Origin of the sequence: Rhodococcus sp. BUPNP1, assembly GCF_002215235.1 — a bacterium.
Lineage (GTDB): Bacteria > Actinomycetota > Actinomycetes > Mycobacteriales > Mycobacteriaceae > Rhodococcus.
Genome location: NZ_NERM01000001.1, coordinates 300,080 through 311,549, shown reverse-complemented (window position 1 = coordinate 311,549; position 11,470 = coordinate 300,080). Strand labels below are relative to the sequence as shown.

At 71.1% G+C, this 11,470-nt stretch carries 9 protein-coding genes; 2 read left to right on the top strand and 7 right to left on the bottom strand.

All coding sequences use genetic code 11. The annotated features are described in order from the left end of the window. Positions 1-45: 45 nt before the first annotated feature. The 3 genes from B9C99_RS01365 to B9C99_RS01355 form a co-directional block, all read right to left on the bottom strand. On the bottom strand, positions 46-966 hold the full coding sequence (locus B9C99_RS01365) for a hypothetical protein (protein WP_088896723.1): 921 nt from the start codon (positions 964-966) through the stop codon (positions 46-48). Between the two features lie 106 nt (positions 967-1,072). After that, the gene (locus tag B9C99_RS01360) at positions 1,073-3,148 is read right to left on the bottom strand and encodes a hypothetical protein (RefSeq protein ID WP_088896722.1); all 2,076 of its coding nucleotides are present in this window, start codon (positions 3,146-3,148) and stop codon (positions 1,073-1,075) included. A gap of 168 nt (positions 3,149-3,316) precedes the next feature. Next, positions 3,317-3,514, bottom strand: a complete 198-nt coding sequence (locus B9C99_RS01355; RefSeq protein ID WP_059382923.1) for a hypothetical protein — start codon at positions 3,512-3,514, stop codon at positions 3,317-3,319. 211 nt (positions 3,515-3,725) lie between these two features. Between B9C99_RS01355 and B9C99_RS01350 the strand changes: the two genes are divergently transcribed. Then, on the top strand, positions 3,726-4,631 hold the full coding sequence (locus B9C99_RS01350; protein ID WP_088896721.1) for a hydroxymethylglutaryl-CoA lyase: 906 nt from the start codon (positions 3,726-3,728) through the stop codon (positions 4,629-4,631). Then, positions 4,628-5,587, top strand: a complete 960-nt coding sequence (locus B9C99_RS01345; RefSeq protein ID WP_088896720.1) for a glycerate kinase — start codon at positions 4,628-4,630, stop codon at positions 5,585-5,587. The genes B9C99_RS01350 and B9C99_RS01345 overlap by 4 nt, the downstream gene beginning before the upstream one ends. Before the next feature lie 54 nt (positions 5,588-5,641). Here the strand turns inward: B9C99_RS01345 and B9C99_RS01340 are convergent, their stop codons facing one another. From B9C99_RS01340 to B9C99_RS01325, 4 genes are all read right to left on the bottom strand, one after another. Beyond that, a complete protein-coding gene (locus B9C99_RS01340; RefSeq protein WP_016691968.1) occupies positions 5,642-6,643 on the bottom strand; it encodes a hypothetical protein in 1,002 nt (333 codons plus the stop codon). Between the two features lie 83 nt (positions 6,644-6,726). Next, positions 6,727-7,221 (bottom strand): LppA family lipoprotein, encoded by a 495-nt coding sequence (locus B9C99_RS01335; RefSeq protein WP_088896719.1) that lies wholly within the window; start codon positions 7,219-7,221, stop codon positions 6,727-6,729. Beyond that, positions 7,218-8,798: an alpha/beta hydrolase gene (locus tag B9C99_RS01330; RefSeq protein WP_253249934.1), complete on the bottom strand. Its 1,581-nt coding sequence runs from the start codon at positions 8,796-8,798 to the stop codon at positions 7,218-7,220. Before B9C99_RS01330 ends, B9C99_RS01335 begins: the two co-directional genes overlap by 4 nt. 135 nt (positions 8,799-8,933) lie before the next feature. Next, positions 8,934-11,459, bottom strand: a complete 2,526-nt coding sequence (locus B9C99_RS01325; protein WP_088896717.1) for an ABC transporter permease — start codon at positions 11,457-11,459, stop codon at positions 8,934-8,936. Positions 11,460-11,470 lie beyond the last annotated feature (11 nt).

The following is an 11,470-nucleotide window of genomic DNA, read 5'->3' as shown; positions in this document are numbered from 1 at the left end:
TAGGTATAAGGACCGAGCACTCTCCGCGAAGCGGTGCGAAAGCGTCTACTGCCGGTCGTCGGATCCGGCGGTTGCGGAATCGGCAGATCCCGAAGCGGAGGATTCCGAAGCGTCGGAGCGACTCCACGTCTCCGTCACCCGCGCCCGCCCGCGCTCGAACACGTCGCCGAGGACGCCCCCGACCGCCTTGAGCGGGCTGCTCATCGAGTCCAGAGCCTCGGCGATCACCGGGTCCTCGTCGTCGAGCCAGCCTGCCTCGTCGGCGCGGCACGCCCACCGGAAGTCGTCGAAGTCCTGACGCAGACCCGCGAGCACCTTCGTCGTCCGTCCCGACGACAGGCGGCGGACGACCTCGATCGGGGTGCCCTCCGCGAACCGGGCGAGCGCGGCACGGGCGCGGCGCAGCAGTTCGGCGTCCTGCGTGAAGTGGTCGGCCAGGACCTGACGGGCAGAGGCCAGCGCGTCGCGCAGTTCGTCGTCGGGCGTGCGCGCCAGATGCACGCGATGCCACAGGAACAGGCAGTCCTCGACGATCACGAGCAACTGCAGCGTCTCCCCCAGCGCCTCCTCCACCGCGACCTTCTGCAGCAGTTCGACGTGCTCACCCACCGCCGCGTCGAGTCCGAGATCGTCGAGCGACGACGAGACGTGCCCGCGCAGCCGCGTCACCGTCCGGGCGAGGACCTCCCCGAGGTCGGCGATCGCCTGCCAGTCCCGGTCGGGCAGACCGCCCGTGTGGTCGACGATCGATGCCGCCCTGGTCAGAGCATTGTGGGTCGCGACGATGTCGCCGGCCGGCTCTGCACCGGCCAGGTCGAGCACGCGGTCGACGGTTCCGGGCGCCGCGTCGTCGCCTTCGAGACGCACGACGGCGGCCTCCACCGACGCGACTGCTCCCCGCAACGCTTCGAGGACCGCGTCGGGGGCGGTGGGGACTGCAGCGGTGGGTTTCGACGTGTCGACCATTCCCCAATCGTGCTACGTCGGAGGGCCGGATGCATCACGTCTTCCGGGTCGGTTCGGGACGCGGACCCATTTCCCGCTCGGTTCGGGACGCGGACCCATTTTCCGCTCAGTTCGGGACGCGGACCCAGGCTTGTTCGAGCAGGGCCACCACTTCGGTCTCCCTGCGGGCCCGGTAGGCCGACAGGATCCGGCGCGGGCGCGACTCCCCGTCGAGGCCGAGAGCGGACGCCAGCGCCGACGCGATCCGTTCCTCGGGGACGGTCTCCGGTTCGGTGTGGCCGATGAGCGAGAGCGCCTTGCGCAACGGTTCGGCGTTGTCGGCGACGGTGCGCAGCGGCAGGACGTCGAACCGGCCGTCGGTGCGGACCTCGAGCAGCAGCTCGTTGTCCTCCTCCACCCCGACGTCCTCGAGGAACCGGCGGATCGACGACAGACGCGGCACCGGTCCCGTCCAGCGCAGGGTCTGCCCGCCCAGGCGGGACGGGAGCACCACGTGCCCACCCGGCGCGCACCCGGCGATCGCCGCGACGGCGGACGGAACCGTGAACTCGGCTCCCCGCAGGTGGTCGCGGGTCGCGGGGATCCGCAGGCGCCAGGCCTCGCCCAACCGGTAGAGGCGGCGCGTGCGCTCGGGGACGGCGATCGGGACGTGCGCGCGGTGACGACGCCGGACACGGCCGTCGACGACCTCGAAATCTCCTCCGGCCGTGAACGTACGGGCGGAATCCTCGGAGATGCCGAACCGGTCGACGAGTGCGGCGACCACCATGTCGCGATCGGCACTTCCGCCGCGGGAATCGACCAGCCGTGCGATGCGCGTGCGGATGGCGGTGACCACGTCGACGTCCCACTCGGCCAGCGCCCAGCGTTCACCGTCGGACGTGAAGCGCTCGTCGTCGGCGAGTTCGGAGACGAGGGTGTGGACGTCGGCGTTGACCCCCATGCGCGCCACGAGCGTGTCGGCGGTCAGCGGGTCGCCGAGCACCTCGAGGACCTGAGCGGCGCGACCGGCGAGTCCGTCCGGCGGGGACAGCAGACGGCCTTCGAAGGTCGTCGTCCCGCAGTACCGGGTCCACGCCTCGAACTCGTCGTCGGGAAGCGACCACACGGCCTTCACGGCAGCGGGCTCGACCACACCGTTCGGTGATTCGAACTCCGAGAGCAGTCCGCGGGTCTGCTTCTCGGCGTCGGGCAGGTCCGGTACCGCGATCCACCCGTCCGCGACCTCGAAACGGTCGTCGAGGCGGTGCAGCACCCGCCACAGGGGCACGTCGAAACCCGGGACGGTCCGGCCCAGCACCGGATGGGTGCGCACCATCCGGTCGAAGGCCGCCACCGGCCGCACGTCGACGCGCAATGCCGCGAGCAGGTCGCCGACCGCCGTGCCGAACGGGAAGGTGGACGGCGCGGCCGGGTCGTCGACGCCGTCGTGGACGCGGCGGCGCAGGGCCGTGCGTTCCGCGTCGGGCAAGCCCTTCAGGTAGTCGGTGAGTTCGGCGATCGGATCGGCCGGCGCCGCCACCGGCAGGTCGCGGGCGGTGAGTGCCCGCAACCGGGCCGCGGCGTCCTGGATCTCCTCCGGCGCCCCGTCGTCGATCACGGCCTGCAGGAGAGGAGCATCGTCGCGGCCGCACACGCGACTCCACCGCGCCAACGCCGCCAGGTCGTCGAGGAGCAGCGCCGCGGCGGGCACCCGCGCGGCACGCGGATCGGCTTCGAGGGTGGCCGGTTCGCGGAGCACCGTCGCGACGAGCGCGGCGCAGACGATCTCCTCCACCGCGTCGCGGTCGGCGCCGCGGATCCCGAGCAGATCGGCCGGACTGCGACTGAACAACTCGGCGGTGGTGGGTGCGTGCGGAAGGCGCGCGACGAGGGTCGCGGCGGCCGGACCGAGATCGAGTGCGGCCACGGGCACTTCGTCCTCACGCAGCAGACCGTCCGCGAAGCGTAGCTCCGGGTGGTCGGTGACGTAGATGTGGGCGAGTTCGGCGCACAGCTCGGGGATCTCGGTGTGCTCGCAGGTCTCGGCGGGCGACTCGTTCTCCCACCAGCGGGGCGACGACACGAGCGCCCCGAGGGCGGCGGTGCGGGCCGATCCGTAGCGGTCGATCCACGGCATCAGATCCACCCAGCGACGACTGTCGAGTTCGTCCGACGACAAGGCACGAGACCACAGCGACACTGACCGATGCTCCTCTTCCACGCCCGGCGGAGGCCGCGGGCCCCCTCTCCGGCGTCGACGCCGCGCTCGTGCAGCGCGTCCACGCGAGGCGTCCTCGACCCGGACGCCGGTTCTCACCCTACAGTCCGAACGCCCTGTTTCCCGTCAGGTGAGCGCAGTGTCGACCGCTCAGGTGAGCGCAATGTCGGAGTCGGAGTCGTCACGCGCCTCCGGACGCAGCCGCAGCAGGACGAGTCCCGTCACCGACGCGACGATGAGCGAGGCCACCAGCCCGTTCACGTGCAGCGCCCACACGGCGATCACCGCCCCGGCCAGTCCCCCCAGCAGAGCGATCCAGAGCAGTACTTTTCCCAGGACCGAAGCCATTTCCCTGCACCTTCCGGCAATTCACGATCAGAACGGTGAGGATAGTGTCATCTGTCACAGTCCTCGCGAAAGTCCATCGGTGTGTCGACGGATCGTGCCCCCACGGTGACCGGGGCATACTGGTGCGGTTCGAGACGGTGGGGTCGGCAGGAACACGACGGGGAGGCGCAAAACAGTGACGGGACCGACGAGTGACCGAACACGCACGGACGTGATCCTGCGGGACGTGACGCTGCGCGACGGACTGCAACTGACCGGCAAACTGCTCCCCACCGAACGCAAGATGGAGATCGTCCGGGCGCTGCTCGCAGCGGGCGTGCCCGAACTCGAGATCGGGTCCCTGGCACGCGCCGACCTCGTGCCGCCGATGGCGAACACCCTCGACCTCGTGGCGGCGCTGACCGAGGAGGAACTCGACCGCTGCTGGATCTGGGTCGCCACCCCGCGCCACGTCGAGAAGGCGATCGCAGCCGGTGCCCGACGGTTCCAGTACTGCTTCTCGGTCTCCGACGCCCACAACCGCGCCAACATCGGCCGCGACACCGAGGACAGCATCGCCGCGATGCCGGCGGCGATCGAACGCGCCCACGCCGCCGGCGGCAGCATCCAGTTGTGCCTGGCCACGTCGTTCACGTGCCCGTTCGACGGGCCGGTCGACCCCGACCGGGTCGTGGAGATCGCGTGCGACCCGCGCACGGACGGAGCCGCCGACATCGTCGTCGCCGACACCCTGGGTCAGGCCGTGCCCGGCCAGGTGTCGTCGCTGGTCGCGAGGCTGGCCGCCGAATCCCCCGACCGGCGGATCGTCTACCACGGTCACGACACGTGGGGTCTCGGTGTCGCCAACAGCCTCGCCGCGATCGACGCCGGGGCGACCGTCGTCGACGGCGCACTCGCCGGCCTGGGCGGATGTCCGTTCGCACCGGGCGCGAGCGGCAACACCGCGAGCGAGGACCTGCTGTTCGCGACCCGTCCGTCGTGGCTGGATCCGGAGGTCTTCCGCTCCCTGGTCCGCCTCGGCGAGGACATCGTCGCCGAACTGGACGAACCGAACCGGTCGCGTGCCCGGCAGGGTGCCCGGTCCAAGGCCGAGGCCTTCGACTGGGTGCTCCGGTGACCCGCATCCTGATCGCCCCCGACAGCTTCAAGGGCACCTACACCGCCGTCGAGGTCGCCGACGCGATCGCTTCCGGGGCGGAGAGCACCGGACAGACCGCGATCCGGATGCCCGTTGCGGACGGTGGCGAGGGCACCCTCGACGCGCTCGCCGGGCCGCTCGGTCTCGCCCGGATCGAGGTCGAGGCCGTGAACCCCTGGCGGGCACCGTGCCGCGGGCTGCTGGGGATGTCGGCGGACGGCACGGCGGTCGTCGAACTCGCGACGGCGAGCGGCATCACCACTCCGCACGACGGTCTGCGCGACGCCGTCACCGCCGACACCTACGGCACCGGGATGGTCATGGCCGAAACCGTTCGGCGCGGAGCACGGCACATCGTCGTCGCGGCCGGTGGGTCGGCGACGACCGACGGTGGTGCGGGTGCGATCGCCGCGATCGACGAGCGGGGTGGCCTCGGCGACGCCCGCGTGACCGTGCTGTCCGACGTGACGACCCGCTACACCGATGCGGCACGGATCTTCGGGCCGCAGAAGGGCGCCGACGCGGCGGCCGTCGCGCTGCTCACGCGCCGCCTCGAGGAGACGGCACTGACGCTCCCCCGCGACCCGCGGGAAGTCGACGGCTCGGGAGCGGCCGGTGGTTTCTCCGGTGGGATGTGGTCGCGGTTCGGCGCCGAACTGCGGTCGGGCGCCGACTTCGTGCTCGACGCAGTGGGATTCGACGACGCCGTGCGCACCGCCGATCTCGTGGTGGTCGGCGAGGGACGGCTCGACGGCCAGTCGCGGGCGGGCAAGATCGTCTCGGCGATCCTCGCGCGCTGCGGCGACGTTCCGGTGGTCGCGGTGGTCGGTTCGGTCGGCGACGACCTCGGCGACTACCGCGAGCGGTTCGCCGACGTCGTCGTCGCATCCGATGCGGAAGCGCTGACGCGCGCCGGTCGGGCACTGCGCGCCTGAGGGATGCGCCTTTCGGCGCTGCGCACCTGAGAGTCGCGTCCGATCACCGGCCGCTCACGGAGCGGTGGGAGGCGCGCTGCCGCAGGGGATCTCGGTGGGCGTCTCGGGCGTCGGCACCGGGTCGACCGGATCGGACGCGCGGGCCGGCCACGATGCCGGTCGCGCCTCGGAGCACGGGTCGGCGACGGGTGTGCGGTCGGGCGACGGCACCGGAGACGGCGGGGGCGCCACGGCGGTCTGCAGACCGGGCGCGGAGCGTTCCGCCTGCACACCGCTGCTCACCGCGACGGCCAGTCCCCCACCCAGCAGGGCGACGAGCGCGACGAGCGTGGCCAGCAGGACGGTGCCGCGACGACGGTTCGTGGGCGCGGCGACGACCGTCGGGGCACGGCGGGCGGATGCGACGAGTGCGGCACCGGTCGCGCGGTGCCAGGGCACTCCGTGCGGAGTCACGAAGGGAACACCGAGGACGGTGGCGAGTTCCCGTGCCGGACGGGCGTCGCCGGGACGCAGATCGAGGAAGACCACGGCGTCGGGCGAGGTTCCGGCGCGGGCGACCGCTTCGTCCATCGCCTCGGGCAGGGACTGTGTGTAGGGACCGAACTCGTCGCCGTCGGGGCTGACCGTGGACAACACCGTGCGCGAGGGGACGTCGACCATCGAAGCCGATTCGACGCCGTAGGTGCGGGTGTGCAGAGCCAGGACCGGCAGTTCCGCGAGTTCGGGTGCGCCGGCGAGGAAGGCCAGTCGCGCGTCGTCGAGCAGGACCGTGTCGACGTCGATACCGAGCACGGCCCGCACCGCCTCGGTGACCGGTGCGGCGTCCTCGTCGTTCTCGGGACCGGTCACCACCGCGGCCGCGGACAGGGTCAGCGACGCTGCGGCGGCACGTTCCGCCATGGCGGAGGCGGCAGCAGCGGCGGCCTCGGCCGGTGTGTCCCCGGGTGCGCCGAAACCTCGCTGGGAGTCGAACGGACCGAGACTCGGCACGTCGGCATCGACCAGGACCGCGCACACTTCACCGTCGTCGACGGAGATGCCGAGCATCGGGCGCATCTGTTCGTCCCTCCACGGCTGCCAGCACGAATCACGACGGCCCGAGCGGCCGTCGCTCGGATGAGCCTAACCGACACCCGCGCTTACTCCCGGTAACAACCGACGGTGAGTCCGACGGTCGCGGCGACGTAACTGCCGAAGGTGATGTACGAGCCGTCGGCGGCGAACATCCGGACCGCGAAACCTGTGTCCGGGGGCAGCACATGGCGACCGTGGAAGCCCGCCCGCGCGGCGGTGTCCTCGAAGACCCGGGCAGCGCGGTCGAGTTCGTCGACCGGCACCGGCCTGCCCGAGCCGTGGATCGGGAGGTGCACCGTCAGGCCCGAGGTGCCGTCGGGCAGCGTGCATCCCGCGGTGGTGCTCGCGTACTTCGGTTCGAATCGAACGCCGGGGAACTCGGCGGACAGTGCCGTGAGGACGTCGCGCTGCACGGCGGTGTAGAACTCGACCGCACCCGCGCTGGTCGTGGCGACCGGTTCGGGCATCGCGACCGGTGTCACCGTGGTGGTGCAGGCGGCGAGCAGTGCTGCCGGAACGACGACGCACACCCCGAGCCGGGAACTCCACGCAGAGATCACGGCGTACTCCGTTCTGCGGTGCCCGCGACGACACCGGCGATGTGGTGGGAACTCGACGTTCCGGGAGTGAGATAGGAGCTGTGGCCGGTGATGCCCGCGAGCGGGACTCCGGCGGGCGTGGTGCCGGGACCGGCGGGAAGATGCGTCAGGCCGGCGAGGAAGCTCGGGTCGCCGCCGAAGGTTCCGACGTCGGCGACGATGTCGCATTCGGCTTCGACGAGATAGGCGGAGCCGGGCGGGATCCGCAGGTCGGTCACGTCGCCGGTCCCGATCCCGGGAGCCCCGACGAACACCGCGGCGTCGACCGCACCGGTCTCCCTCAGCGCCAAACCGGAGACGACGGCCCCGTACGAATGCCCGACCGTGGTGATACGCGGGTCGTCGGGGCGCGAGGCCGCGATGCCGTCGAGGAAGTCGACCAGGCGAGGCGCGGCGATTCGGGCGGCGAGGTCGGAGACCGGACTGCGCTCGGTGAACGCGAGACCCCATCCCCAGTGGGGCGCCTGGTAATTCAGCCAGGTGACCGCCGCGACGGAGGGATCGCCGCCGGTGAGGTGGAGCCGAGCGGAGTCGCGCAGCGCCGCGACCTGCGCGTCGTAACCCTGCAGATTGCCCTGCACGGTCGAGCCGGCGCCGGGGACGAAGACGGCCAGGTGGTCGGCGGTGTCGACGTCCCCGACGGCCACCGCCGCCATCGCTTCGCGTCCGGACAGGTCGAGGGCGATCAGTTGCCGGTCGCCGTGGGCGAGGGTCGCGTCGATCGCGTCGAGGGCCTCGATCTTCCGCACTGTCTGTTCGAGCCCGGCATCGGCGTCGGTGAACAGTCCGGTGACGCCGAGAGGGTCGATCACGGTGCCACCGAGGAACATCGCGTCGAGCTCGGCCCGCAATTGCGTCGCGACGGATTCGAGGCGGCGGCGTTCGTCGTCGAGCAGGGCACGATTGGCGAGATCGCGAGCCGCAGCGGGTAGTCCGTCGAGGGCGCCGATCCGTTCGGGATGTTCGGCGACCAGCGCGGTGCGTGCCGTGTCGTCGAGACCGTTCCACCACTGCGCGACCTGCACGGGATCGGTGGCCGGGTCCGGCAGGGTCGGCAGCGTCGTCGATCCGGATCGCGGAAGCGCGGTGTGGAGGAGATCCTGTTCGCCGAGAACCGTTGCCGGTGGCTCGGATTCGGTGCTCAGGCGAGCGGCGGCCTCGCGGTCGAGCCCGTCGACGCGGACGAGCAGCGATCGCAGCGAGGCCGCGAGCAGCTCGTCGTCGTCGAGAGGGAAACCGCGTACGGCGGCCCTGGCCTGCAACTCGCCCAGTTCGGCGTGCAGTGCCCTCAGTCGCGGCACGACGAACCGCGCACACGCGGACACGCGCCGATACGCCTCGGCTTGCGCCCCGAGATCTCGCCCGTACGAGGCGAATGCGGACGTCGCTCCGTCATGCGCCGCACCGCTCCAGGCGTCGTCGAAGGACGCCGACCGCACGACGTCGCCGGCCACGGCGTCGACGGCGTCGGCACATGCCGCGAGCTCGGTCGCCGTGCGCTCGAGCGCATCCGGATCCCATCCCGCCAGATCGTCCACCTGCACACCACCACCCCCTGCCGCGGAAGCATAAGGGGCACCGACGACGACCGGCCCGCGGAATGCTCCGCGGGCCGGTCGCTGTGGACAACTCCACTGCCTGTGGACAACTCGTGTCCCACAGGCACTTTCTGCCTACATGTCGCTGATCGCCTCGAGCGGCGGTGTCTTCGCCGCACGCTGACCGGGCCACAGCGCCGCGAGGACACCGATGATGCCCGACGCGACGAGCATGCCGACGACCTGCGACCACGGCACCGAGATGATGTCGAGTCCCTGATCGGCGAGGGTGCGTACGAACGCCCAGCCGAACGCGAGACCGAGCACGACACCCACGACCGCACCGAAGACCGCGATGAGCAGCGACTCGAGGTAGATCGTGCGACGCACCTGGGCGCGTTGCATACCGACGGCGCGGAGCATGCCGATCTCCCGCCGCCGTTCCACCACCGACAGCGCGAGGGTGTTGACGATGCCGAGGATGGCGATGACCACGGCGAGGGCGAGCAGGCCGTAGAGGATCGCGAGGAGCATGTCGATCTGCTGCGCCTGCTGACCCTTGAACTGCTCACGGTCGAGGACCTGCACGATCACGTAGTCCTTGACGGCCTCTTCGATCGACGCACGCACGGTCTCCGGATCGGCACCGTCGACGGTGTTCATGAGGACGACGAGCGCCGACCGGTTGTTCGGCGGCGTGAACTGCTCGAACAGCTGCTGCGAGACGACCCACGGACCGATCAGCTGGTTGTCGGCGAAGATGCCGGCGACCGTGGTGTCGACGGTGTCGCCGTCGCGGCTGGTGAGCGGAACGGTGGAGCCCACCTCCCAGCCCCGGTCGTCCGCCGAGGTCTGCGAGACCAGGATCTCGTTCCCGGTCACCTCGAAGGCACCCGCGACCATGTCCAGGTCGAGAACGTCCTGGAGGGGTCCGCCCGCTCCGGTGCCGAACTCGAAGTCCTCGTCGATCTTGGCCTGCACCCCGTAGGCGGGCACGACCTCCTCGATGCCGTCCACCCCGCGGACCGCCTCGGCGGCGGGGGCCGGGACGCCGAACATCTGCGGCCCGGTGAGCATGAAGTCCGCTTCGACACCGTTGTCGACGAGCGCGTCGACACTGGCCTTCGCCGACGACCCGAACACACCGATGACGGAGACGAGCATCAGCCCCAGGGTGAGGGCGAAGGCGGTCGCGGCGGTGCGACGGGGATTGCGGGTCGCGTTGGTACGCGCGAGCCGGCCGATCGCCCCGAAGGGCCGGGCGAAGACCGCGCCGAGCGCGTTCACGACGGGCCGGGACAACGCCGGTGCCGCGAGCAGCACCGACAGGATCAGCAGGAAGGCACCGATGCCGACGGTCGCGGCCGCGCCGCCACCGACCTGCTGTGCGCCCACCACGACGAGCGCCGCACCGACGATCGCGCAGAGCACACCGATGATCGTGCGGATGCGCAGCGATTCGACGGTCGCCGTGGATTCCTCGCGCATCGCGGCGACGGGCGGAACGTGGGTCGCGCGCCGCGCCGGGGCGTAGGCGCTGACCATCGTCACGACCACGCCGACGAGCAGCGCGACGATCACGGTGCGCGGGGACAACTGCAGCGGGCCCGACGGCAGTCCGAGATCCGCGGCGTTCAGTGCCGCACGCAGACCGTAGGCGAGCGCGACGCCCGCGGCGATACCGATGATGCTGCCGATCAGGCCGACGACGAAGGCCTCGAGGGTGACCGACCGGCCGACCTGCTTGCGGCTCGCGCCGATCGCGCGGAGCAGGGCGAGTTCGCGCAGTCGCTGGGCGACGATCATCGAGAAGGTGTTGTAGATGATGAACGTGCCGACGAGCAGTGCGATCGCACCGAACGCGAGCAGGAAGTAATTGAGGAAGTTCAGGGCCTCGGCGACCTGCGACTTGGTCTCCTCGGTGACCTCGGCTCCGGTCTGCACCTTCAGATCGGGCAGCGCCGCCGCGATCTCGTCGCGCAGCTGCTCGGGCGAGAGCGAACCGTCGCCTGCGACGTCGAGGAAGCCGACGTGCCGGCCGTCGGTGAACAGCTGTGAGGCCTGTTCCTCGGTGAACAACGCACCGATGTAGCCGCCGGTGTCGGTCTCGAGTTCGTAGATGCCGCTGACGGTCACCGGCACCATGCCCTGCGAGATGGTGAGCACGGTCGTGCTGTCGCCGATCGAGAGATCACCGCGTTCGGCCGCGCTCTCGTTGAGCGCGATCTGCCCGCTCTCCGCCGGCGGTCCACCGGCCACGAAGGTCTCCGGATCGCCGACGAGACGGTCGGGCGGGATGTAGGCGTAGCCCTCGGCGGGTGCGCCTCCGGTCTGGATCGCGGCGCCCTCGGAGTCGAGGACGATGATGCCGCCACCGATCGACGGGGACGTGCGCTCGACGCCGGGGAGGGCGGCGACCTGGTCGACGGCGTCGATCGGGACACCGCTGGTGCCGTACTGCTCGGTGCTGACGCGGACGTCGACACCCTGGGCGACGTCGCCGAAGATGTCGTCGAAGGTGCGCTGCAGCGTGTCGGTGAAGACGAACGAACCAGTGATGAAGGCCGTGCCGAGCACCACGGAGAGCACGGTCAGGGCGAGCCGCACCTTGTGTGCGGCGAGATTGCGCAGGGCAACCCTGCGGATGGGATTCCCACTCATCGCGGTGTCTC

Excerpts from the sequence above, each read along its gene's own strand:
- B9C99_RS01355 (WP_059382923.1), bottom strand. The coding sequence starts at position 3,514 with ATGGCTTCGGTCCTGGGAAAAGTACTGCTCTGGATCGCTCTGCTGGGG.
- B9C99_RS01325 (WP_088896717.1), bottom strand. The coding sequence starts at position 11,459 with ATGAGTGGGAATCCCATCCGCAGGGTTGCCCTGCGCAATCTCGCCGCA.
- B9C99_RS01365 (WP_088896723.1), bottom strand. The coding sequence starts at position 966 with ATGGTCGACACGTCGAAACCCACCGCTGCAGTCCCCACCGCCCCCGAC.
- B9C99_RS01340 (WP_016691968.1), bottom strand. The coding sequence starts at position 6,643 with ATGCGCCCGATGCTCGGCATCTCCGTCGACGACGGTGAAGTGTGCGCG.